This window comes from Streptomyces sp. NPDC043176, from assembly GCF_056436715.1.
Map to the genome: position 1 here is coordinate 20237 of NZ_JBWKCA010000021.1, position 23912 is coordinate 44148.

A 23912-nucleotide genomic window follows, 5' to 3' on the forward strand; every position below is an offset into this window, starting at 1 on the left:
GCGAAGGCAGCGGGAGGACCGGACGAACGACCCGGTGCCGATGGGTTGTTGCTGCACCACCTGAGGACGGGCGACCGCGCGGCGCTCGACGAGGCCATCCGGTCGTACCGCCGGGAGCTCGCGGCCGCGGGGCCCGCCGACTCCTCCGTGCCGGCCCGCGCCGGCAACCTCCTGCTCGCCCTGCACCAGCGGTGGCAACTGAGCGGCGCTCCGGGTGATGTGGAGGAGCTGATCGCCTTCGGCCACGAGCGGGTGTCCGTCGACCGCGTACGCCCCCAGGACGTGGTCCTCCTGGCCCTGGCGTACCGCCGGCGCTTCGACCTCCACCGGCGGGCGAGCGACCTCGACCGGGCGGTCGAGCTGTTCGACCGGGCCGCGGACCTGCCGCAGGACGCCACGACCGGCGCCCAGACGCTCGCCTCGCTCGGCGAGGCCCTGTGCGAACGCCACGGGACCGGCGCACACGACGGCGCCGAGGGCCGGGGAGACGGGGACGGGACGGACCTCGCACGGGCGACGCACGCCCTGCGGGACGCGCTGGAGATCCTTCCGCCCGGCTCGCCCGACCGTTCCGGCTACCGCAACAACCTCGCCACGGCGCTGCACAGCGCCTATCGGCACAGCGGCGACACCGCCGCTCTGCGCGAGGCCCTGGACCTGTGGCGGACCGTGCTGCGCGAGAGCCCGCCGGACAGCCGGGTGCGTCCGCTCGTGCTCGCGAACCTGGCCCAGGGCCTGCGCCAGTGGCACGACCACGACACCGACGAGGAGCACCGCGCGGAGATGCTGGAGGTGCACCGCACCGCGCTCGCCGAGACCCACGACGGCCACCCGGACCGTCCCGAGCGGCTCGCGGGCCTGGGCGTCGCCCTGCGCCTGGCCGCCGAGGGCGACGGAGATCCCGCGCTGCTGCGGGAATCCGCGGCTCTGCTGCGCGAAGCCCTGCCGCTGTACGCCGACCGCGCGCCCCAGCGGGCCATCAGGATGAACAGCCTCGGCAACACCCTGCACCGGCTGGCCCAGTCGACCGGGGACGGGGCGGTGCTCGACGAGGCGGTGGCCGTCCTGCGGTCCGCCCTGGCCCGGCAGCGGCCGGGCACCGGCCCGTACGCCGACACCCTGGCCAACCTCGCCGTCACCTTGCGGGAACGCGCCCTGCAGACGGACGACCTGGACTCCCTGCGCGAGGCCACCCGGCTGGCGCGGGACGCGCTCGACGCGACTCCGGCCGCCGCCCCCGCGCAGGTCGTGCGCCTCGCCAACCTCGGCGTCGTCCTGCAGAGCTGGCACGACGCGACCGGCGACACGTCCGCCGCCGACGAGGCGGTCGGCGCGGCCCGTCGCGCCCTGACGGCGGCCCCCGACAGCGGCGTCGTCCGGGCGGACCGGTTGAACCACCTGGCCAACGCCCTGCGCGCGCGGTTCGGGGTGAACACCGATTCGGCCGACCTCGACGAGGCGATCGCCCTCCTGGAGGAGGCCGCCGAGCACGTGCCGTACGGCGATCCGGCGCTGGCACTGGTGCTCTCGAACGTCGGCTCCGCACGGCTGACGCTGCATCACCACCACCCGCGCGAAGGGCTGCTGGAGCGCGCGGTCAGTGATCTGGGCCGCGCCGTGTGGGCCGTCCCGGAGGGCGGCACGGCGCACGGCACCTTCCTACAGGCGTACGGCGACGCGTTACGCGCCCTGCACCACCGGGACGGCGACCCCGGTGTGCTGCGCGCCGCCGAGGACGCCTACCGGCAGGCCGCCGGCACGAAGACCATGCCCGCCTACGAGCGGGTGCTCGCGGCCTGGGACTGGGGAGCGGCCGCGGCGGCCGGTCACCGCTGGCCCGAGGCCCTGCGCGGCCACGAAGCGGCCCTGGAACTGCTGCCGTTCGCCGCGTCCCGCCGGCTGGCCCGCGGCGACCAGGAGCGTGGCCTGTCCCGGGTGCGGGGCCTCGCGGCCGAGGCAGCCGCGTGCGCGGTCAACGCGGGACGTCCGGAACGCGCGGTGTCGCTCCTGGAGCAGGGCCGGGGAGTCCTCCTGAGCCGGGCCATGGACACCCGGGACGGGGTCGGACGGCTGCGCGGCGCCCATCCGGCCCTCGCCGAGCGGTTCGTCTCCCTCCGCGACCGGCTCGACGCGCTGGACGCCACCGACGCGGCGGAGACGTCTCTTGGCCGCCTGCCGCGGGCCACGGACCAGCGGCACGCCCTGGCGAGCGGCCTGGAAGAGCTCGTGGCCGAGATCCGGCGGGCGCCGGGCTTCGCCGACTTCCTCGCCGCGCCGGACGAGGGCGCCCTGCTCGCGTGCGCCGAGGAGGGGCCGGTGGTGCTCGCCTACTGCAGCGGCTACCGGAGCGACGCCCTGGTCCTGCGTCCGGAGGGCGTCCTCCTCGTCCCGCTCCCACGGGCCACGCCGGACGCGGTCGGCGAGCAGGCGGACCGGCTCCGGCGCGCGCTCGCCGACGCGATGGACCCCGCCCGCGACAAGGCGGCCCAGCGGACCGTCGCCGAGGTCCTGGCCTGGACCTGGGACCACGTCACGGGTCCCGTGCTCGACCGGCTCGGACTGTCCGGCGCTCCCACGGCCGCGGGCGAGCCGCCCCGGCTGTGGTGGTCGCCGGGCGGGGCACTGGCCGCCCTGCCCCTGCACGCGGCAGGTCACCACGGCGACAGCATCGGAGCCGTACCGCCGCACGAGGGCACGGAAGCGGCGCGGCCTCCGGAGAGCACCGGGACCGTGCCGCCGCGCGCAAGCACCGGGACCACTCCCCGGCGCGAGGGCACCGCGACCGTACCGCCGCGCGAAAGCACCCGGTCCGCTCCCCCGCGCGAGGGCACCGCGACCGTACTGCCGCGCGAGGGCGCGGCGGGGGCGGGACCGCGGACCGTCATGGACCGGGTGGTCTCCTCGTACACGCCGACCGTCAGGGCCCTCCGGTACGCCCGGGACCGGGCCGCCGCCCCGGGGCCGTCCGGCCGGCTCCTCGCCGTGGCGCTGCCCGACACCCCGGGAGCCCGGCCGCTGGGCGGGGCACGGCGCGAGGTGGAGGCGCTGCGCGCGCTGCTGCCGGTCGACGTGCTGCACGGGGAAGGGGCCACCTTCGAACGGGTCATGGCCGCTCTGCCGGAACACCCCTGGGTCCACTTCGCCTGCCACGGCGTCAGCGAACCCGCCGACCCCTCGGCGGGCCGGCTCCTCGTGCACGACCATCGGACACGGCCGCTGACCGTCCGGGAGATCGCCCGGCTGGACCTGCCGGCCGCCCGGCTCGCGGTGCTGTCGGCCTGCGAGACGGCGCGCGCCGACGGGGACCTCGCCGACGAGTCCATCCACATCACCTCCGCCTTCCAGCTCGCGGGATACCCCCACGCCGTCGGGACGCTGTGGCCGGTGCACGACGCCGTGGCCGTCCGTGTCACTCGCGCCCTCTACGGGAGGCTGCGCACCGCCGACGGCGACGACGGGCCGGCGCTCGACGTCGGCAGGACCGCGGTCGCGCTGCACCACGCGCTCCGGGAGTGCCGCGCCGCGTTCGCCGCCGGCCCCAGCCTGTGGGCCGCCCACGTACACGCGGGTGCCTGAGGCACTCACACGGACGAGAGGACACAGTCACGATGAGCCGGTGGTGGCGGCGCAAGGCCGCTCAGGGCGACGCGGAGGACTCCGCCAGCGGTGCGACGGACGCGGCGGAACCGTCCGGGCACGACGAGGAGCGGGAACGGGAGCAGGAGCGGGAACGGGGAGCCCGTCGTGCCCGGCCGGGCGGCGCCCACATCACCGTCACCGAGGTGACGGAGGGCAGGCCGCAGGAGGAGATCGCGAGGATCGAGATCTCCCCCGAGGAGTGGCACACCATGCGAGCCCGCGGCGTCGTCCAGCGCCTGGGTCCCGAGCACCCGGAGTCGCTCGACGCGGTGCGCGATCTGGCCCGGGTCCTCGCCTCGGTCCCCGGGCGCGGCGAGGAGGCGGTGGCGTACTACCAGGAGGTGGCCCGAGGCCAGTGGACGGTCCTCGGACCCCATCACGAGGAGACCCTGCGCACCTCGGCCGAACTCGCCGACGCACTCCACGAGACGGGACAGCTGCGACTCGCCGAATCGGCCTGGCGCGACACCTTCCGCGGCCGGTCGGACACCCTGGGCCGCGATCACCCCGACACCCTGCGCAGCGCGGCCGGGCTGGCCGCCGTCCTGGAGGACCTCAGGCGCGCCCCCGAGGCCGAACCGCTGCAACGGGACGTGCTGGAGCGGCGCACCAGACTGCTCGGGCCCGACCACCCGGACGTCCTGACCGCCGCCAACTCCCACGCCGCCTCGCTGCTCAAGTGCGGCCGCCACCAGGAGTGCGAGCGCGCGCTGAGAGGCCTCCTGCCCCGGCTCGAGCGGCGATACGGTCCCGATCACGAGCGCACCGCGGCCGCCCGGGCCAACCTCGGCGCCGTACTCGTCCGGCTGGATCGTCACACCGAGGCGGAGACACAGCTCCGCGCCGTCATCCGGTCGTTCGAGGCGACCGTGGGACGTCACCACGAGAACACCTTCACGGCGCGCAACAACCTGGCGGCCGTCCTGCACGCCATGGAGCGCTACGAGGACGCCGTCCCCGTCCTGCGTGACGTCCTGGCCGGCCGCGTCGCCCTGAACGGCGAGGACCACCCGATCACCGTGTCGACCCGGGACAACCTCGCCAACGTCCTGATCGACGTGGGCCGGTACGCCGAGGCCACAGCGCTCCTCGAGCGCTGCGTCCGCGACTACCGCCGCATCTACGGCCCGGGGCACCCCCGCCAGGGGGCGGCCGAGGAGAGGCTGGCGTGGCTACGGGACGACAACGGGTAGGGCGGGGCGACGCGGTGAGCGGTCGGCCAGACGGTCAGGCGGCCGTCTGGCGGCCAGTCAGAATTCGGTCAGGCGGTCGGTCCGGCGGCTGGTCCGGAAGTCGGTCACAGGCGGCCGGTCAGGCGGCCGGTCCGCCGGTCGCTGCGTATGCCCGCCTGTCCCTGCCCGTCACTCCGCCTGATCGTCACTCCGCCTGAGCGCCTGGCCGTCTGAGCGCCTGAGCGCCGGAACGTCAGTCGCAGCAGTCGCAGCAGCACTTGCACGGGTTGCAGCAGCCGTCGCCCGAGCCGCCGCCGCAACCACCGGAGCCGCCCGAACCGCCGGATCCACCGGACCCGTGGCCGCCACCCGAACCGCCGGAAGAACCACCCCAGTTGCCGCCGCCGTTGCCGCCGCCCTGGCCTCCGCCACGGCCGCCGAACCAGCCGTCGCCGCCGGAACCGTCGCGATTCGAACCGCCGCCCCGGTTGCCGTCCCCGAACTCGATGGGCTCGCCGTCGTCCTGGCCGTCGTCGCAGCGGCAGCAGCCGTGGCACAGACCGCATTCAGGGCACAGCCGGCGCCATTCCCGACACCGCCGGCAGTGCCCGTCCGCCGGTCGGCCCGACGCCATGGGGCCGCCCTCGCGTGCCACGCCCGCGAGGACGCCGACGCCGCAGGCCTCGCCCGTCCCGGCCTCCGAGGGCGCGCCCGTCTCCGTTCGGCGCCCCAGCCAGGGCAGCATGCGCAGGGTCCGGGCCTGGCGGCGGGGCTGGTGGTGACGATGCCGAGGGTCGAAGACGCGATCGACGGCGCGTTCCAACTCGACGCCCAGGAGCGCCTGCACGAGGCGCCCGTCGACGAAGTTGGCGTCGGACAGGGCGAGTCGGATGCCGTGGACCGCGTCGTCGCACAGCCGGCGCGCGTCGGCGCGGGTCGCACCGGTCACGGCGATCGGGTTCCACGCGCCCGACGCCGCGTCCGCGTCCAGGTCCTCGACCGCGTCGAGCAGATGTGCCAGCCGGCCGAACAGGCGGCCGGCCTCCGCCAGCGGTTCGGCGTTGCCCGGGCGGTCCGTGAGGACGGCGGTGTACGCGAAGGCGGCGGCGGTCGCCGTCTCCGTGGGCTCCGTGACCGTCAGCAGCGAGCCGCCGGGGCCGGTCGAGCGCTCGACCTCCGGCTGGCGCTCGACCGCCCCGAGCAGCACGGCCGTGTCGAAGCCGAGCCGTTCACCGCCCGCCGCGCCGGCGCGGTCCCAGCCGCGGGCGATCCGGCGGGCCGCCAGCGCCACCGGGCGGCGCCCGACCAGGCCGTCGCCGTCGGCCACGTGGTCACGTATCTTCGCGGCGGCCAGCACCAGCGACACCGTCGCCGCCAGCCGCGCGCCCTCGCCCTGCGCCACGTCCGCCGACCGCATCCCGCGCAGCGGGCACGGACCGGCTCCCCGCCGCCAGTCCCCCGACCGCTCCGACTGCGCCTCGGTCAGCACCGAGACGATCAGGCCGTCGTAGTTGGTGGCCACCCGCGCGAACTGCCCGTACTCGCTGCGCAACGTCAGGCACAACCCGCACAGATGGGCCATCCACTCGGTACGCAAGCCCTCGCCCAGGCGATGACGGCATGGCCTGATGATTCCGAACACCGAAGTTCTCCCCCGTAGAAACAACCGCCGCGCGCACCCGGCCGGCGGCTCACGGCCGCGACACCGCGCACGGGGCACGACCTCGCGAAACGTCAACCGCGTGTGACATCGGCGCGCGGCCGACATCCTAGATGCTCTCCTCCTGTGCACGACCAGGGCCGGTACGACGGTTCCGGCTCGGATCGGCGAGGCGCCCTTCGGGAAACGGGGCCGCGTTCTCCGTGTGCTCGCGGGAGCGGCCGGGCCGTTGGCTATTCTGGGTCGAAGGCGACAGGCGGGAAGGACTGACCGTGGCGGCCCTGGACGCGTTCACCACACTGCTCGACCTCCCTATGTACGTCGTGACCGCGACGGCGGCCGACGGTGAGCGGGCCGGTTGTCTCGTCGGGTTCGCGTCGCAGAGTTCCCTCCACCCGATTCGCTTCACGGTGTGGCTGTCCCGGGCCAACCGCACCTACCGGGTCGCCTGCCGGGCGTCGCATCTGACGGTGCACCTCCTCGGCGCGGAGCACCGGGAGACGGCGCGGCTGTTCGGCGAGGAGACGGGCGACGAGGTCGACAAGTTCGTCGACGTGCGCTGGGAGCCGGGGTACGACGGCAGTCCGGTCCTCACCGACTGTCTGAGCTGGTTCACCGGCGAGGTGGAGGCCCGGTTCGACGGTGGGGACCACGTGGGCTTCCTGCTCGCGCCGGTCGCCGAGGGCAGCCACGAGGGAGCGACCGGGACCGGCCGCGCCGGGACCCGCCTGTTCGTCCTGAGCGACGCGGACGGCTTCTCCCCCGGGCACCCCGCCTGATCCGGTGGTGTGACGCGCGGCCGGGATGCCGCGCGGATGTTTGGCGTGCCCGTCGGCGGCGAGGCGTACAGGAGTTCTGTTCGACTCACCGACTGGGGGGAGTACATGGAGAGCTGGATCCGGCTGACGATCGCCGTGGGCGGCTCGGCGCTGGTGGCCCTGGGCGTCTGCCGGGCGGCCGACCTGCTGGCGCGGTTCGCCGACGCGCGGCATCCGGAGACCCCGCTCTGGGGGCTGCTGCGCCGCTGCCGTACGCCGTTGTTCGTCGTGCTGATCGCCGCCCTCCTCAGATGGACCTCTCCGGTGGCGGCAGGACGGGCGCCGCTGGCCGAGCACATGGAGGTGACGCGTCACGTCCTGCTGCTGTGCCTGATCGGCGGCGGGGCCTGGCTGGCGGTGCGGACGGTGGCGGCCGTCGTCGAGTCCTCGTACGCGCGGTACGCCGGCCGGTCACGTGACGCGGCGCGGCTCCGCCGGGTCCGTACGCAGGTCACGCTGATCATGCGGGTGGTGTCCGTCGCCGTCGGGGTGCTCGCCGCGTCCGTGGCCCTGGTCACCTTCCCCTCCTTCCGCACCCTGGGCACGTCCCTGCTCGCCTCGGCCGGGATCATCGGCATCGTGGCGGGCGTGGCGGCCCAGTCGACGCTGAGCAACCTCTTCGCCGGCTTCCAGATCGCCTTCGGCGACATGGTCCGCATCGGTGACACCGTCGTCGTCGACGGCGAATGGGGTCTCGTGGAGGAGGTGACCCTCACGTTCCTCACGGTCCGGACGTGGGACGAGCGGCGCGTCACCCTCCCCGTCTCGTACTTCACCTCGCGGCCGTTCGAGAACTGGTCGCGCGGCGGCGCGGAGATGACGGGGTCGGTCTTCGTCCACTGCGACCACAGCACGCCGGTCACGCTGATGCGGGCGCACCTCCGGGAGTTCCTCGCGACGTGCGGCACCTGGGACGGGCGGGGCTGGGACCTCGCCGTCACCGACACCTCGCCGACCGGCATCACGGTGCGGGCGATCGTGACCGCGAAGGACGCGGACAACCTGTGGACGACCCGTTGTGCCGTACGGGAGGAGCTCGTCGCCTGGCTCGCGCGGGAGCATCCGGGCGCGCTCCCCAAGGTCGTCACCGCTCCCGCGGCCGCCGCCCTGGACCGGCCGGGGGAGGACTCCCTGGCACCGCGGCAGCGAGGGGCGGGCGGCGAGGTCCGGAGTCCCGGCCGGCCGGCGGACACGCCACGGGACTGAACGCGTGCCCACCGGCCCGGCCGGAGGGCGCCGTCAGGCCTTCTCCCGCAGGGAGCGGCGCGCGGGGTCGCCCTGGTCGGCGGCCTCGGGATCCGTCTCCCGTCGCGTACCCCCTCGTCACAGGCCCGCCGTTCCACGGGGGCCGTGCTCCGCCCGGGCGCGGCGCCGGTACCGTGGAGGGTCGTCCCCTCCCCCGTACGCTCGCCTGCCCGCCGGCGGTGTGCCCGCCCGACAGGTCTGTTCCCCTTGCCCGACTCCGCTCTTTCCGTGCCCGCGCGGCTGCGTTCCCTCCGTCCGTCCCGGCTGTCGCCGAAGGTGCTGCGCACCGAGGTCCTGGGTGGCCTGGTGGTCGCGCTGGCGCTGATCCCGGAGGCCATCTCCTTCTCGATCATCGCGGGGGTGGACCCGGCGATCGGCCTGTTCGCCTCCTTCACCATGGCCGTCACGATCGCCGTGGTCGGCGGACGGCCCGCGATGATCTCCGCCGCGACGGGGGCGGTGGCGCTGGTCATCGCCCCGCTGAACCGGCAGCACGGCTTCGGGTACCTGGTGGCCGCGGTGATCCTGGCCGGGGTGCTCCAGATCGCGCTCGGCGCGCTGGGCGTGGGCCGCCTGATGCGGTTCATCCCGCGCTCGGTGATGGTGGGCTTCGTCAACGCGCTGGCGATCCTGGTGTTCATGGCCCAGGTGCCGCAGCTGTGGGACGTGCCGTGGGCGGTGTATCCGTTGTTCGCGGCCGGTCTGGCGCTGATGGTGCTGTTCCCGAGGATCACCAGGGCGGTTCCGGCTCCGCTGGTCTCGATCGTGGTCCTCACCGTGATCACGGTCGCCGCGGGCATCGCCGTGCCGACCGTCGGCGACAAGGGCGCGCTGCCGTCCTCGCTGCCCGTGCCGGGGCTGCCCGACGTGCCCTTCACGCTCGACACCCTGGCGACCGTCGCCCCGTACGCCTTCGCCATGGCGCTCGTCGGTCTGATGGAGTCGCTGATGACGGCTCAGCTCGTCGACGAGATCACCGACACCCGCTCGTCGAAGACGCGGGAGGCGGTCGGGCAGGGTGTCGCGAACATCGTGACGGGCTTCTTCGGCGGCATGGGCGGCTGCGCCATGATCGGCCAGACGATGATCAACGTGAAGGTCTCGGGTGCCCGGACCCGCCTGTCGACCTTCCTCTCGGGCGTGTTCCTGATGGTGCTGTGCATCGTCTTCGGGCCGGTCGTCTCCGACATCCCGATGGCCGCGCTGGTCGCCGTCATGGTGATGGTCTGCTTCGCGACCTTCGACTGGCACTCCGTCGCGCCCAGGACGCTGAGGCGGATGCCCAAGGGCGAGACCGCCGTCATGGTGGTCACCGTGGCGTGCGTCGTCGTCACCCACAACCTGGCCGTCGGCGTGGTCACGGGGTCGGTCACCGCGATGGTCATCTTCGCGAAGCGCGTCGCCCGCCTCGCGGACGTCACCGCGGTCACGGACCCCGACGGCGGGCAGGTCGTCTACGCGGTGACCGGCCAGTTGTTCTTCGCCTCCTCCAACGAGCTCGTGGGCCGCTTCGACTACGCCGGCGATCCCGCGAAGGTGGTCATCGACCTCTCCGCCGCCCACGTCTGGGACGCCTCCTCCGTGGCCGTGCTCGACGCGATCGAGCACCGGTACGCCCAGCGCGGGAAGACCGTGGAGATCACGGGTCTCAACAAGCCGAGCGCCAAACTGCACGACTCGCTCAGCGGTGAACTCACCGCGGCGGGCTGACGCCGACGCCCGCGGCGGCCCGGACGGCGCCCTCGCCGTCCGGGCCGCCCGAGCGTCCGGCGGCGCCGTCCGGGCCTGCCGATCCCCCTCCGCCGCCGCGTCGCGGACCGAGTAGTCGCGCGGGGCGAGGGGCCGCTCTCCCCCGCCGTTCCTTCGCGGCAGTCGACGAATCCCGTCCGGGGTCTTCCCGAACAATGCGACATGTGAAATTTTACATGTCACACGTCAACTGCTCGTGCTGCCCCAGCACGTGGCCACAACGGCCCCGGAGGCCCCCACAGATGCGTCCCTTCCGGATATCGAAGACCCGTGCGCGAAGACTTCCCGTGCTCGGTACAGCGGTCTTCCTCACCCTCGGCCTGTTCGCGCCGCAGAGCCAGGCCGTCCCCTTCGGCGGCACGGCGCCCGCCGGCGCGATCGCGCGCGAGGCGGCGCCCACGGCGCCGCGGGCGATCCCGGTCCCCAAGTCGCCCCACGCGATCAGCGACAACCCCCGCTTCCGACTCTCCTCACAGGACGGCACCGAGGAGTCCGGCCCGCCGCCCGCGCCCGGCGCCAGGACGGGCAAGCGGTCGTCGGCCGCCGCCGCGGACGCGTGCGGCGACCTCTCCGGTGTCGTCAACGCCACCGGCGGCGCGCTGGTCCAGCAGCTCAAGGCCCTCCCCCAGATCACCTGTACCTACCCGCTGTTCGGCCTCACCGGGGAGGACGCGCGGAAGGCGTTCCGCGAATCCCAGATGGTGACCGTCGCCGACGCCCTGCGCGACGCCTCCGCCACGTACGCGGGCGACAACCGCGCGTCCACCGGACAGCTGGTGATGTTCCTGCGGGCGGGCTACTACGTGCAGGACAACCACGCGGACGCCGTCGGCGCCTACGGGCCGGCGCTGCGGGACGCGGCACGCGGCGCGCTGGACGCCTTCTTCGCCGCCCCGCGCAGCAAGGACGTCACCGACGCCAACGGCGCGATCCTCAACGAGGTCGTCACGCTCATCGACAGCACCCACGAGGCGGGCCGGTACGCCGGTGTCGTGAAGTGGCTGCTCGGCAGCTACGACGGCACCTGGCCCGGCCAGATGAACCTGGCCGTGCAGCACGTCGAGTGGGTCGTCGAGAACGGCTTCAAGGCCAAGGACGACGGCCGAGGCTGGCGGGCCGCCCTCAAGGCCGACCCGTCCGTCCTCGACACCTGGGCCGGCTTCGTCCGGCGCAACGAGGCCCAGCTGAACCGCCTGGACGTCGTGAGCAACGTCGGCCGCTACCTCGGCTACGCGCTGGACGTCCCCGAGCTCAAGGACCGGGTCCGGCCGCTGCTGAAGGACCTGATCAACCGGTACCCGAACGTCGGCCCCACCGCGCCGATCACCATGAACCTGGGCTGGTACACGCGCCAGTACGACCGGGGCAACTGCGCGGCCTACGCGATCTGCGACCTCGGCGCACGCGTCCTTCCCCTGGTCCTGCCGATCCAGCGCACCTGCAACTCCGGGCTGGAGATCCGCGCCCAGGACATGTCCCCCGCACAGCTGGACAGCACCTGCGCGAGCCTGGTCAACCAGGACGCCTACTTCCACCGGATCATCGGCGACAAGGGCGCGATCCCCGGTGACGTGAACACCGACCTGGAGGTCGTCGCCTTCGACGACTACACCCAGTACGCGCTGTACGCCTGGGCCGTCTACGACATCGATGTCGACAACGGCGGCATGTACGAGGAGGGCGACCCGGCCGCTCCCGGCAACCAGGCCCGCTTCATCGCCCACGAGGCCGACTGGCTGCGCCCCGACTTCCAGATCTGGAACCTCAACCACGAGTACACCCACTACCTCGACGGCCGGTACAACATGCACGGCGACTTCGAGGCGGGCATGACCACGCCAACCATCTGGTGGGTCGAGGGCATCGCCGAGAACATCTCGTACGGCTACCGCAACGAGCGCAACGCCGACGCGATCGCCGAGGCCGGCAGGCTGACGTACAGGCTCAGCGACCTCTTCGACACCGTCTACGGCCAGGAGGAGGACCCCGAGGTCAACTCGAACCGGGTCTACCGCTGGGGCTTCCTCGCGGTCCGCTACATGCTCCAGAAGCACCCCGCCGACGTCCGGACCGTACTCGGCGCGTACCGCACCGGTGACTGGACCGGAGCCCGTACCTTCCTGAAGCAGACCATCGGCACCCGCTACGACGCGGACTTCGCGACCTGGCTCACGACCGACTGCGCGACCGCCGACTGCGGCCCGCTGCCGGACGCCGCCGCCCCCGCCCCCCTCTGCACCCTCGCCGACGCCCGTCAGTTCGACCAGAACTGCCGCCGCGACGACCTCAGCGCCTCCAGGGGCAACTACAGCTACCACTTCGTCCACCTGCCGGCCGGCGTCAAGCGGCTGACCATCACCAGCAGCGGCGGCACCGGCGACGCCGACCTCTACTACGGCGGCGGCAGCTGGGCCACCACCACCGGCTACCGGGCGAAGTCCGTCCACGCGGGGAACAGCGAGACCCTGACCATCGACGACCCGCCGTCCGGCTGGGTGTACTTCAGCCTCGCCGCCGCGCAGGACTTCAGCGGCGTGAGCCTCTCCACCCAGGTCGGCTGAACCGTTTCGCCGGTGCCCGCCGGGCACCGGCGGACGTCGCGAGGAGGCAGGACGGCACCCCGTCCCGCTCCCTCAGTCCCGGAGCGCGAGTTCCGCCACGATGTGGGTCCCCCCGGGCCTGGTGTGGACGGTGCAGCGCAGTGCGCACGCGGCGACGATGTCCAGGCCCCGGCCGCCGCAGGCGAGGTCGCCGTCGTGCCGGGGTCGGGCGGCACGGGGCCGCCAGCGGCCGTTGTCCTTGACCTCGACGGCCAGCGTCGAGAGGCCGGCGGACAGGAAGAGTGCCACGTCGGGACCGCCGCTGTGCCGGACCGCGTTGCCCACCAGCTCGCTCACCACGAGTCGCAGGCTGTCGTCGATCCCCGCCGGCAGCCCCCAGCGGGCCGCCACGCCCCGGGCGAACCGGCGCAGCACCGGCACCGAGGCGGCGGTCGCGGCCGTCAGGCATCCTGCGGACCGCCGCTCGGTGCACGACAGGTCCGGCCACCGCGTCGGACGGAGGACGGACCGGTTCTCGGCGAGGTCGACCGGACGGAGGTGCGGGACGGCATGCATCGGGTCTCCCGGGACTGCGGACGATTTCCCCCGCTCTCCACAGTGCGGGCCGGGGGGTACGGAAACAATCCGGGTCGGGGGCTTTAGGGGTACGCAAGCCGGGAGCGGGGCCTCGGATCCGGCCCGGCCCGGCGGCGCCTCAGGTATCCCGGGCGGGGTCCTCGGATCCGGCCCGGTCCGGCGGCGCCTCAGGTATCCCGGGCGGGGTCGTCGAGCGCGGCCGCCACTTCCTTGCGGGTGGTGCGCAGCTTGCGCAGGACGCTGGCGACGTGGTTCTCGACGGTTCGCGGCGAGAGGTACAGGGTGTCGGCGATGACCTGGTTGGTCGCGCCCGTGGCGAGGAGCTCCGCCACCTGGTGTTCGCGGGGGGAGAGCCGGTCCCCGTAGCCGCGGCGGCCCGGGGTGTCGGGCCGGGTGAGTCCGAGGTCCCGCAGCAGGTGCCGGGAGCGGGAGGCGTCGGCCTGCGCGCCGAGTGCGGAGTACGCGTCGGCGGCCGCGCCCAGGAGTGCCGCCGCGTCGGCGGGCTCCCCGGCGGCGAGCGCGTGGCCCTGGCGCTCGGTGGCGCGGGCGACCTCGTACGGGCGCCCGATGTCCCGCCATGCGCGGCGGGCGGCGCCGAACTCCTCCGCCGCGCGCGCGGGGTCGGCGTCGAGGCGGAGCAGTCCGCGTGCCACGTGGAGCTCCGCCCGCGCCGCCGGGGCGTCGCGGCCCCGCAGCCCCCGGTCGGCCTCCTCGACGAGCTCCTGGGCGGCGGAGCGGTCGGCGCTCGCGAGGGCCGCCTCGACGGCGACGGGGACGAGGCCCGTGGCCTTCGTCCAGGCCTGCGCGCCGCGGAGCACGGTGAGGGCGGTCCCGGCCGCCGCCCAGGCCTCCTCAGCCGCTCCCTGCGCGAGCCGGACGGACATGAGACCGGCGGTGCCGCGCAGCTCGGTGCTCACGGCGATCTGGCGTGCTCCCTGCTTCGCGGCCCGGTCGAAGTGCTCCAGGGCCGGCTCGCGCTGCCCCCGCGCGAACGCCATCGTGCCGAGGGACAGCAGGCGCTCCGCGTGGAGCACGCTGATGCCCGGGTACGCGGCGATCAGGGCGTCGAAGCGGTCCTCCAGGCCCTCCCAGCGGCCGCCGAGGGTGTCCAGCCAGAGTTCGAGGACGCGCCCGTAGCACTCCACGATCACCGCGCCGGCCCGGCGGCCCTGCTGCCTGCTCTCCTCGACCAGGCCGGCGGCGCGGACGTCGTGCCCGAGCGCGATGGCCGCCTCGGCGACGTTGTGGAGCGCCCGGGCGGTCTGCCAGAGCTGCGCCGGGGAGTCGGCGTCCCGCGGGAGGGCGTCGAGGAGGTCCCAGAGCGCCGGGTCGCCCTGCCAGCTGAGGAGGGTCAGGCGCGTCGCGTCGACCGCGGCCTGGAGGGCCTCGTCACCGCTGTCGTCGAGCGCCTGGCGGGCCCGCTCCATCCAGCGTGCCGACCAGGCCGGGCCGGCCCGCTCGTTGAGCGCGAGGGCGAGCATCGCCCGGCCGGCCGTCACGGGCCGCTCCGACAGGTCCTCGACCGCGAGTTCGAGTTCCCGGACCCACGACGGTGACGCGGACTCGTTCAGGAGCAGCAGTCCGAGGCCGGTGCGGATCTCCCCGCGGACCGCCCTCGGCAGGTGCGGGTCCTCCACCAGGCGTCGCAGCAGCCGCGCGGCGGAGGTGAAGTCGACGCCGTTGTACGCGATCCTCGCGAGCGCGGTGGCCGCGCGGGAGCGCCGCTCGGTGTCGAGTCCGGGCTCGTCGAGGATCCGGTGGAGCAGTGTGGCGGCCGTGCCCTGGTCGCCGACGGCGGCGGCCTGCTCGGCGGCCTCCTCGGCCCGCCGCAGCCACCCGGCGCGGTCGCCGAGGGCCAGGGTGTGGTGGGCGATCTGCACGAGCGGCGCGGGAGTCAGTTCCTGGAGCGCCGCCACGGCCGACCCGTGCAGCCGGCTCCGCCGCGGCGCGGGGATGTGGCGGTACGCGACCTGCTGGGCCAGCACGTGCCGGAACGCGTACCGGTGGTCCTCCGTCTCGCGGAGCAGCGAGCTGCCCAGCACCTCGACCAGCCCGTCGGTGCCGGTCTCGGCGTCGAGCCCGGCGACCGCGGCGAGCAGGGCCTCGTCCGAGGGGACGGCGAGCACGGCCGCGGCGTCGACGACGGCCGCGCCGGCCGGCGACAGACCGGCCAGCCGTTCGGTGACGGCCTCGCGCAGGCCCTTGGGCACGTCGGTGTCCCGGAGGCTGCGGACCGCGTCCCGCTGGTCGAGCGTGCCTCCCTGGTCGGCGAGCGTGAGCAGGTCCTCCTCGGCGACCAGCGGCAGGCCCTCGCTGCGCTCGTACAGCGCGGCCGCGAGGGCGGGCGTGGCGACCGGGCCGAGCGCCGAGGAGGCCAGTTCCCTGACCTCCTCCTGGGTGAGCGGCCCGAGCCTGATCACCGCGCCGCCGGCGCCCGAAGGGTGGCGGTAGGCCGCGCCGAGCACCGACGTGTCCGGGGGCAGGTCCTCGGCGCGGTAGGTGAGGACGAGGGTGAGGTCCTCCGGCAGGTCGCGGGCGAGGAGCAGGAGCAGGTCCCGGGTGGCCTCGTCGACCCAGTGCATGTCCTCGACGACCAGGACGGTCGGCCCCAGGGCCGCGAGGAGGGCGCGCACGCCGTGGACGAGCCGGAGTCGTTCGGCCTGGTCCCCTCCCCGCTCGGACGTCGCCGTGGGGAGTCGGTCCGCGAGGCCCGGCAGGAGCGGGACCAGCGCGCCGACCGCGTCGGGCAGGCCGTCCGGCAGCCACGGGCCGGCCTTGGTCAGCGCGTCGGACACCGGTCCGTACGGGAAGGGCTCGCGGAGCGGCTGGCAGAACCCGGTGAGCACCGGCCTGCCCTCCGCCCGCCACAGCGCGGCGGCCTCGCCGACCAGCCTCGACTTCCCGATCCCCGCCTCGCCCTCGATCAGCACCACCGCGGGCGGCTGCCGCACCGCGGCCACGAGCAGGTCCAGCTCACGGCGGCGTCCCACGTAACGGAACGTGCCCACCGCGGTGGCCGCTCCCCGGCCGAGTGACCCCGCCACGCGCTCACCCACCTCGCCCCTCGGACGCCCCCGGCCCCTCCAGCCTAAGCGGGCCCGCCCCGGCGGACGACCGGACGACGCGGAAGCGGTGCGGACCTCCACCCACCGCCGCGTGCGCCTCCACCCACCGCCGTGTGCGCCCGCTGCTGTGTGCGCCCGCGCCCGCCGCCGCGTGCGCCTTTGCCCGCCGCCGCGTGCGCCCGCGCCCCCGCCCCGTGTGAGCCCGCACCCGCTGTCGCACGGGCCCACGCCTGCCTGGGCTGTCGCCCACCGCTGTGTGGGCCTTCGCCCGCTGCCGTGTGCGCCCGCGCCCCCGCCCCGTGTGAGCCCGCACCCGCTGTCGCACGGGCCCACGCCTGCCTGGGCTGTCGCCCACCGCTGTGTGAGCCTTCGCCCGCTGCCGTGTGGGCGATCGTCCCGCTGGGCGGGACGGGTGGGCACACGGGACGGCGCCCTCGGCGGCGCCTCCGCCCCCGTGCCCTGGCCCGCACCCACAGTCCGGTGCGCACCGGGTGCGGGTTCGGGCCCGAAAGCCTAGGCCCGGCAAAGGGCGCCGTCCGTTGTGCCCACCCGTTCCGCCCCAGCGGAACGATTGCCCACAACGGGGGTGGGCCGAGGCGCCGGGGTGGGCACCACCCGGCAGAACGATCGCCCACAACGCGCGGGGCACCGGCGGTTGCGGGTGGGCACCGCCCCAGCGCGACGAGTGCCCACAACGGGCGGGGCGAAGGCGCGAGGGCGGGTACCGCCCCAGCGGAACGATCGCCCACAACGGGCAGGGGCGGCCCACAACGCGGGGGCGTGGGCGCAAGCCCGCGGCGTGGGGGCGCGGGGGTGGGCATCGCCCCGACGGAACGATCGCCCACAACGCGCGGGGCGCGGCCACAACGCGGGGGCGTGGGCGCAAGTGCGCAAGGCGGGGGCGCGGGGGGTCAGGAGGTGCCGTAGACGGGGTGGGGGGGTGCGGAGGCGGCGAGGAGGGTGCGGGCGGCGGCGCCGGCTTCCGCGGGAGTCCAGCGGGCGTGCTTGTCGGCGGTGGGTCCGGGCCGCCAGCCCTCCATGACGGTGATGCGGCCGGCCTCCGTCTCGAAGACGCGGCCGGTGACGCCGGCGGAGGCGGCGGAGCCGAGCCAGACGACGAGGGGGGAGACGTTCTCGGGGGCCATGGCGTCGAAGGCGGTGCCGCCGGGCGCGGCCATGGTCTCGGCGAAGGTCTGCTCGGTCATGCGGGTGCGGGCGGCGGGGGCGATGGCGTTGACGTGGACGCCGTAGCGGGCCGTCTCGGCGGCGGCGACGAGGGTGAGCCCGACGATCCCGGCCTTGGCGGCCGCGTAGTTGCCCTGGCCGACGCTGCCGAGCAGCCCCGCGCCGGAGCTCGTGTTGATCACGCGCGCGTCGGGCACGCGCCCGGCCTTGGTCTCGGCGCGCCAGTGAGCGGTGGCGTACTTGAGCGGCAGGAAGTGGCCCTTGAGGTGGACGCGCATGACGGCGTCCCAGTCGTCCTCGTCGAGGTTGACGAGCATGCGGTCGCGGAGGAAGCCGGCGTTGTTGACGAGGGTGTCGAGGCGGCCGAACGCGTCCAGGGTGGTGGTGACGAGCGAGGCGGCGCCGTCGGCGGTGGCGATGTCGCCGCCGTGGGCGACGGCTTCTCCGCCCATGGCGGTGATCTCGTCGACGACCTGCCGGGCGGGGGCGGCGCCGCCGCCGGTGCCGTCGAGTCCGACGCCGAGGTCGTTGACGACGACCTTGGCGCCTTCGGCGGCGAAGGCGAGCGCGTGCGCGCGGCCGAGTCCGCGGCCGGCTCCGGTGACGATCACGACGCGTCCGTCGCAGAGTCCAGTCATGGTGGGCGAGTCCCTTTCGGTGGGGTTCAGTGGTCGGCGGTGGCCGCGTCCAGGAAGGCGGGGCGTTCCCCGCCCCCGTGCACGTGGAGGCTGGCGCCGCTGATGTACGCGGCACGGTCGGAGGCGAGGAAGACGCAGGCGTCGCCGACGTCGGAGGGCTCGGCGAGCCGGCCGAGAGGGACGGTGCGGCCGACGGCGGCGACGCCGGCCTCGTCTCCGTAGTGGAGGTGGGAGAGTTCGGTGCGCACCATGCCGAGGACGAGGGTGTTGACGCGTATCCGAGGCGCCCATTCGACGGCCATGGACCGGGCGAGGTGGTCGAGGCCGGCCTTGGCGGCGCCGTAGGCGGCGCTGCCCGGGGAGGGGCGGGTGCCGCTGACGCTGCCGATCATGATGACGGCTCCTCCCCCGGGCTGGCCGCGCATCACGTCGTACGCGGCGAGGGAGGCGGTCAGCGGGGCGACGAGGTTCAGTCCGACGACCCGGGCGTGTCGCTCGGCCTCTCCGTCGCCGAGCATCCGGTAGGGGGTTCCTCCGGCGTTGTTGACGAGGGTGTCGAGCCGTCCGTGGTCACGGCGTACCCGGTCGAAGAAGCCGGCGACGGCCTCGGGGTCCCGCAGGTCGACGGGGAGGAAGCGGGCCGTGCGGCCGGCCGCCTCCACGGGCTCGTGGGGTTCCCTCCGGGCGCAGGTCACGACGTCCGCACCGGCTTCGAGCAGCGCTCTGGCGATCCCGGAGCCGACGCCTCGCGTGCCGCCGGTGACGACGGCGACGGATCCCGACAGGTCGATGGTGACTGCCAATGGACACCTCCCGCAGCGCGTGAACCGCTGCTATCTTCCACCTAACAAACGTTTGGTGGAAAGGTAGCTGATCTGCTCATGGGTGTCTCCACCTCCGCCCCGGACAAGGGCATCGCCGTCGTCACCGTCGACTTCCCACCGGTCAACGCCCTCCCCGTGCGGGGCTGGTACGACCTCGCCGCCGCCCTGCGCGCCGCCGGAGCCGATCCCGAGGTGCGCTGCGTCGTGCTCACCGCGGAGGGCCGCGGGTTCAACGCCGGGGTCGACATCAAGGAGATCCGGCGCACGGCCGGACACGACGCCCTCCTGGGTGCCAACCGCGGCTGTTACGAGGCCTTCGCCGCGGTCTACGACTGCGAGGTGCCGGTGGTCGCCGCCGTGCACGGCTTCTGCCTCGGCGGCGGCATCGGCCTGGTCGGCAACGCCGACGCGATCGTCGCCTCCGAGGACGCGACCTTCGGCCTGCCCGAGCTCGACCGGGGCGCGCTCGGCGCGGCCACGCACCTCGCGCGGCTGGTCCCCCAGCAGCTCATGCGGGCCCTGTACTACACCTCGCGCACGGTCACCGCCGAGGAGCTGCACCGGCACGGCTCGGTCTGGCGGGTCGTGCCGCGCGAGCGCCTGCTCGACGCGGCGCTCGAACTGGCCCGGGAGATCACCGCCAAGGACGGACAGCTGATCCGCCTGGCCAAGGCGGCGATCAACGGCATCGACCCGGTGGACGTCCACCGCAGCTACCGCTTCGAGCAGGGCTTCACCTTCGAGGCCAACCTCAGCGGCGTCGCCGACCGCGTCCGGGACGCGTTCGGCAAGGACGCCACCGGCGTGAGGGACCTCACCGTCGAGACGGACAAGGAGCCGCAGCCGTGAGCAGGGACAAGACGATGACCGCCGAGGAGGTCGTGGGCCGGCTCCGCAGCGGGATGACGATCGGCATCGGCGGCTGGGGCTCCCGGCGCAAGCCGATGGCGCTGGTACGGGCGCTGCTGCGGTCGGACGTCACCGATCTGACCGTGGTCTCGTACGGCGGCCCGGACGTCGGCCTCCTCTGCGCCGCCGGGAGGATCCGCAAGCTGGTCGCGGCCTTCGCCACGCTCGACTCCATCTCCCTGGAGCCGCATTTCGGCGCGGCCCGGCAGCGCGGTTCCCTCGAACTGGTGGAGCTGGACGAGGCGATGGTCATGTGGGGGCTGACCGCCGCCGTGCACCGGCTGCCCTTCATGCCCGTCCGGGCCGGGCTCGGCTCCGACGTGATGACCGTCAACCCGCGGCTGCGCACGATCACGTCCCCGTACGAGGACCGCGAGGAGCTCGTCGCGGTCCCCGGGCTGCGCCTGGACGCCGCGCTGGTCCACCTCAATCGTGCCGACGCGCACGGCAACGGTCAGTACCTGGGCCCCGACCCGTACTTCGACGACCTGTTCTGCGAGGCCGCGGACACCGCGTACGTCTCCTGCGAGCGCATCGTGGAGACCGCCGAGCTGCTCAAGGACGCGGGTCCGCAGTCGCTGCTGCTCAAGCGCGCGTTCGTCGACGGCGTGGTGGAGACCCCGAACGGCGCGCACTTCACCTCCTGCGCCCCCGACTACGACCGGGACGAGGCCTTCCAGCGCGCCTACGTCAGGGCGGCCCGCGACCCGGAGGGATGGCGGGAGTTCACCGCCCGCTTCCTGTCCGGTGACGAGGACGCCTACCAGGCCGCGGTCGCGGCGTTCCACGAGGAGGAAGCATGAGCGGCACCGACACGGCCACGACGGCGACGCGGGCCGAGTACTGCGTCGTCGCCTGCGCCGAGGTGTGGCGGGACGCGGGCGAGGTCCTGGCCAGTCCGATGGGCACCGTCCCGATGGTCGGCGCCCGCCTCGCGAGGCTGACCTTCTCCCCCGACCTGCTGCTGACCGACGGCGAGGCGCTGCTCGTCGGCGACGTGCCCGCCGTGGGCGCCGCGCCCGGGGTGGTCGAGGGCTGGCTGCCGTACCGACAGCACCTGGCGCTCGTCACCACCGGGCGGCGGCACGTGATGATGGGCGCGAGCCAGATCGACCGGTACGGCAACCAGAACATCAGCTGCATCGGAGACTGGGCGCGTCCCAGGCGCCAGCTGCTCGGTGTGCGCGGCGCACCGGTCAACTCGCTGAACAACCCCACGAGTTACTGGGTCCCCAAGCACTCGCCGCGCGTCTTCGTCGAGCGGGTCGACATGGTGTCCGGCGTCGGACACGACCGGGCCGCCGCGGCCGGCCCCTCCGCGACCCGCTACCACCGCCTCCCTGAGGTCGTCAGCGACCTGGGCGTCCTCGACTTCGAGACGCCGGACCGGTCGATGCGGCTGCGCTCCCTGCACCCGGGCGTGACCGTCGAGCAGGTCCGGGAGGCGACCGGCTTCGCGCTGACCGTCCCCCAGGACGTGCCGCACACCCGCGAGCCGACCGCGGAGGAACTGCGCCTGATCCGCGAGGCGATCGACCCGAAGGGTCTGCGCGACCGGGAGGTGCCCTCATGAGCGACGTCACGATCCCCACCCGCCTGACCGAACTCGTCGGGGTGCGCCACCCCGTCGTCCAGACCGGCATGGGGTGGGTGGCGGGCCCCCGCCTGGTCTCGGCGGCCGCCGACGCGGGCGCGCTCGGCATCCTGGCGTCGGCGACGATGTCCGTCGGGCAGCTCCGGTCGGCCGTCCGCGAGGTCAGGTCCCGTACGGACGCGCCGTTCGGTGTGAATCTGCGGGCGGACGCCGGGGACGCGGGCGAGCGGGTGCGGATCATCATCGACGAGGGCGTGCGGGTCGCCTCGTTCGCGCTCGCGCCCTCCCGAGAACTGATCGCGCGGCTCAAGGACGCGGGGGTCGTCGTCATCCCGTCCGTCGGCGCCAGGCGCCACGCCGAGAAGGTCGCGGCGTGGGGCGCCGACGCGGTGATCGTGCAGGGCGGCGAGGGCGGCGGCCACACCGGGAGCGTCGCCACCACCGTCCTGCTCCCGCAGGTCGTGGACGCCGTGGACGTCCCGGTCGTCGCGGCCGGCGGCTTCCACGACGGCCGGGGCCTGGTCGCGGCGCTGGCCTACGGCGCGGCCGGCATCGCCATGGGCACGCGCTTCCTCCTGACCTCCGACAGCACGGTCCCCGACCCGGTGAAGGCCCGCTATCTCGCCGCGGCCGTCAAGGACGTCACCGTCACCACGAAGGTGGACGGCCTGCCGCACCGGATGCTGCGGACGGAACTCGTCGACGCCCTGGAGCGCTCGGGCCGGGCGGCCTCGCTGCTGCGGGCGGTCCGGCACGCGTCGGCCTTCCGGCGGGAGTCCGGCATGACCTGGACGGGCATGATCCGTGACGGCCTGGCCATGAGGCACGGCAAGGACCTGACGTGGAGCCAGGTCCTGCTCGCCGCCAACACCCCCATGCTGCTCAAGGCGTCCATGGTGGACGGCCGTACCGATCTCGGTGTCATGGCCTCCGGTCAGGTCGCCGGAGTGATCGAGGACCTGCCGTCCTGCGCCGAACTCGTCGACCGCCTCATGTCCGAGGCCCGCGCCACGCTCGACGCCCTGTCCGCGAAGGACTGACGTCCCGGTGCGGGGACCCCGGGGGTCCCCGCACCGGTCACGCGCGTGGCGCGGGGCTTCGCCGCCGGGCCCGGGAGCGTCAGAGACGCTCGATGATCGTCACGTTCGCCTGACCGCCGCCCTCGCACATGGTCTGGAGGCCGTAGCGGCCCCCGGTGCGCTCCAGTTCGTGGAGGAGGGTGGTGGTCAGCTTGGTGCCGGTCGCGCCGAGGGGGTGGCCGAGGGCGATGGCGCCTCCGTTGACGTTGACCTTGTCGGGGTCTGCGCCGGTCTCCTTCAGCCAGGCGAGGACCACGCTGGCGAAGGCCTCGTTGATCTCGACGAGGTCGATGTCGTCGAGGGTCATGCCGGCCTTCTTGAGGGCGTACGCCGTCGCCGGGATGGGCGCGGACAGCATGCGGATGGGGTCCTCGCCCCGCACGGAGAGGTGGTGGACGCGGGCGCGCGGGGTCAGTCCGTGTTCCCGTACGGCGCGTTCCGAGGCGATGAGCATCGCCGAGGCGCCGTCGGAGACCTGCGAGGACACGGCGGCGGTGATCCGGCCGCCCTCGACCACCGGCTTCAGGCCGGCCATCTTCTCCGGCGTGGTGTCGCGGCGCGGGCCCTCGTCGGTGGTGACGTCGCCGAAGGCGACGATCTCCCGGTCGAAGCGGCCCTCGTCGATGGCGCGGGCGGCCCGCTGGTGCGAGCGCAGGGCGAACTCCTCCATGTCGCGGCGGGAGACGCCCCACTTCGTGGCGATGAGTTCGGCGCCGTGGAACTGGTTGACGGGCTGGTCTCCGTAGCGGGCGCGCCAGCCCGCGGAGCCGAGGTACGGGCCCTCGGTGAGGCCGAGCGGATCGGCGGCCTGGCGGCCGGCAAAGGCGATGGGGATCATCGACATGTTCTGCACGCCGCCGGCCACGACGAGGTCCTGGGTGCCGGACAGGACGCCCTGCGCGGCGAAGTGCAGGGCCTGCTGGGAGGAGCCGCACTGGCGGTCCACGGTCGTGCCGGGCACCTCCTCGGGCAGGCCCGCGGCCAGCCAGGCGGTGCGGGCTATGTCGCCGGCCTGCGGGCCGACGGTGTCCAGGCAGCCGAAGACGACGTCCTCGACGGCCGCCGGGTCGGCGCCCGCGCGCTCCATCAGCGCCTTCAGCACATGGGCGCCGAGGTCGGCGGGGTGGACGGCGGACAGTCCGCCGTTCCGCCGGCCGACGGGGGTGCGTACCGCTTCGACGATGTAGGCCTCGGCCAT

16 protein-coding genes are annotated in these 23912 nt (G+C 74.4%); 10 read left to right on the plus strand and 6 right to left on the minus strand.

Annotated features, from left to right (window positions below; all coding sequences use genetic code 11):
* The first annotated feature begins 48 nt into the window (after positions 1-48).
* Both AC067A_RS28570 and AC067A_RS28575 read left to right on the plus strand, forming a co-directional pair.
* Positions 49-3576 carry a CHAT domain-containing protein gene (locus tag AC067A_RS28570; RefSeq protein ID WP_479245355.1) on the plus strand — a complete coding sequence of 1176 codons (3528 nt, stop codon included), beginning with the start codon at positions 49-51 and terminating at the stop codon, positions 3574-3576.
* Positions 3577-3608: 32 nt separating this feature from the next.
* The gene (locus AC067A_RS28575; protein WP_479245356.1) at positions 3609-4832 is read left to right on the plus strand and encodes a tetratricopeptide repeat protein; all 1224 of its coding nucleotides are present in this window, start codon (positions 3609-3611) and stop codon (positions 4830-4832) included.
* Between the two features lie 232 nt (positions 4833-5064).
* On the opposite strand, the gene AC067A_RS28580 is transcribed toward AC067A_RS28575, so the two are convergent.
* Complete coding sequence (locus AC067A_RS28580; protein WP_479245357.1) at positions 5065-6453, minus strand: DUF5685 family protein; 1389 nt, start codon at positions 6451-6453, stop codon at positions 5065-5067.
* A 290-nt stretch (positions 6454-6743) separates the two neighbouring features.
* On the opposite strand from AC067A_RS28580, the gene AC067A_RS28585 reads away from it, so the two are divergent.
* From AC067A_RS28585 to AC067A_RS28600, 4 genes are all read left to right on the plus strand, one after another.
* Positions 6744-7250, plus strand: a complete 507-nt coding sequence (locus tag AC067A_RS28585) for a flavin reductase family protein (protein WP_479245358.1) — start codon at positions 6744-6746, stop codon at positions 7248-7250.
* A 105-nt stretch (positions 7251-7355) separates the two neighbouring features.
* Positions 7356-8495, plus strand: coding sequence for a mechanosensitive ion channel family protein (locus AC067A_RS28590; RefSeq protein ID WP_479245457.1), 1140 nt, complete (start codon positions 7356-7358; stop codon positions 8493-8495).
* Positions 8496-8741: 246 nt separating this feature from the next.
* Positions 8742-10244, plus strand: coding sequence for a SulP family inorganic anion transporter (locus AC067A_RS28595; protein WP_479245359.1), 1503 nt, complete (start codon positions 8742-8744; stop codon positions 10242-10244).
* Positions 10245-10570: 326 nt separating this feature from the next.
* Positions 10571-12844 carry a M9 family metallopeptidase gene (locus tag AC067A_RS28600; RefSeq protein ID WP_479245360.1) on the plus strand — a complete coding sequence of 758 codons (2274 nt, stop codon included), beginning with the start codon at positions 10571-10573 and terminating at the stop codon, positions 12842-12844.
* A 72-nt stretch (positions 12845-12916) separates the two neighbouring features.
* On the opposite strand, the gene AC067A_RS28605 is transcribed toward AC067A_RS28600, so the two are convergent.
* From AC067A_RS28605 to AC067A_RS28620, 4 genes are all read right to left on the minus strand, one after another.
* Positions 12917-13399, minus strand: coding sequence for an ATP-binding protein (locus AC067A_RS28605; protein WP_479245361.1), 483 nt, complete (start codon positions 13397-13399; stop codon positions 12917-12919).
* A gap of 188 nt (positions 13400-13587) precedes the next feature.
* The gene (locus AC067A_RS28610) at positions 13588-16410 is read right to left on the minus strand and encodes a helix-turn-helix transcriptional regulator (protein ID WP_479245362.1); all 2823 of its coding nucleotides are present in this window, start codon (positions 16408-16410) and stop codon (positions 13588-13590) included.
* Between the two features lie 986 nt (positions 16411-17396).
* Entirely contained in the window at positions 17397-18308 is a 912-nt protein-coding gene (locus tag AC067A_RS28615; protein ID WP_479245363.1) for an SDR family oxidoreductase, read from the minus strand.
* Between the two features lie 26 nt (positions 18309-18334).
* Positions 18335-19111, minus strand: a complete 777-nt coding sequence (locus AC067A_RS28620; protein ID WP_479245364.1) for an SDR family oxidoreductase — start codon at positions 19109-19111, stop codon at positions 18335-18337.
* 78 nt (positions 19112-19189) lie between these two features.
* On the opposite strand from AC067A_RS28620, the gene AC067A_RS28625 reads away from it, so the two are divergent.
* The 4 genes from AC067A_RS28625 to AC067A_RS28640 are packed head-to-tail and all read left to right on the plus strand — an operon-like array spanning position 19190 to position 22675.
* Positions 19190-19981: an enoyl-CoA hydratase family protein gene (locus tag AC067A_RS28625; protein WP_479245365.1), complete on the plus strand. Its 792-nt coding sequence runs from the start codon at positions 19190-19192 to the stop codon at positions 19979-19981.
* A gap of 14 nt (positions 19982-19995) precedes the next feature.
* On the plus strand, positions 19996-20844 hold the full coding sequence (locus AC067A_RS28630; protein ID WP_479245458.1) for a CoA transferase subunit A: 849 nt from the start codon (positions 19996-19998) through the stop codon (positions 20842-20844).
* Positions 20841-21614 carry a CoA-transferase subunit beta gene (locus tag AC067A_RS28635; protein ID WP_479245366.1) on the plus strand — a complete coding sequence of 258 codons (774 nt, stop codon included), beginning with the start codon at positions 20841-20843 and terminating at the stop codon, positions 21612-21614. Before AC067A_RS28630 ends, AC067A_RS28635 begins: the two co-directional genes overlap by 4 nt.
* Positions 21611-22675: an NAD(P)H-dependent flavin oxidoreductase gene (locus AC067A_RS28640; RefSeq protein ID WP_479245367.1), complete on the plus strand. Its 1065-nt coding sequence runs from the start codon at positions 21611-21613 to the stop codon at positions 22673-22675. Before AC067A_RS28635 ends, AC067A_RS28640 begins: the two co-directional genes overlap by 4 nt.
* Positions 22676-22754: 79 nt before the next feature.
* On the opposite strand, the gene AC067A_RS28645 is transcribed toward AC067A_RS28640, so the two are convergent.
* Positions 22755-23912 carry an acetyl-CoA C-acetyltransferase gene (locus AC067A_RS28645; RefSeq protein ID WP_479245368.1) on the minus strand — a complete coding sequence of 386 codons (1158 nt, stop codon included), beginning with the start codon at positions 23910-23912 and terminating at the stop codon, positions 22755-22757.

Coding starts and splice junctions, on each gene's coding strand:
- AC067A_RS28645 (WP_479245368.1), bottom strand. CDS start 23,912: ATGGCCGAGGCCTACATCGTCGAAGCGGTACGCACCCCCGTCGGCCGG.
- AC067A_RS28575 (WP_479245356.1), top strand. CDS start 3,609: ATGAGCCGGTGGTGGCGGCGCAAGGCCGCTCAGGGCGACGCGGAGGAC.
- AC067A_RS28630 (WP_479245458.1), top strand. CDS start 19,996: ATGACCGCCGAGGAGGTCGTGGGCCGGCTCCGCAGCGGGATGACGATC.
- AC067A_RS28625 (WP_479245365.1), top strand. CDS start 19,190: ATGGGTGTCTCCACCTCCGCCCCGGACAAGGGCATCGCCGTCGTCACC.
- AC067A_RS28590 (WP_479245457.1), top strand. CDS start 7,356: ATGGAGAGCTGGATCCGGCTGACGATCGCCGTGGGCGGCTCGGCGCTG.
- AC067A_RS28640 (WP_479245367.1), top strand. CDS start 21,611: ATGAGCGACGTCACGATCCCCACCCGCCTGACCGAACTCGTCGGGGTG.
- AC067A_RS28615 (WP_479245363.1), bottom strand. CDS start 18,308: ATGACTGGACTCTGCGACGGACGCGTCGTGATCGTCACCGGAGCCGGC.
- AC067A_RS28635 (WP_479245366.1), top strand. CDS start 20,841: ATGAGCGGCACCGACACGGCCACGACGGCGACGCGGGCCGAGTACTGC.
- AC067A_RS28605 (WP_479245361.1), bottom strand. CDS start 13,399: ATGCATGCCGTCCCGCACCTCCGTCCGGTCGACCTCGCCGAGAACCGG.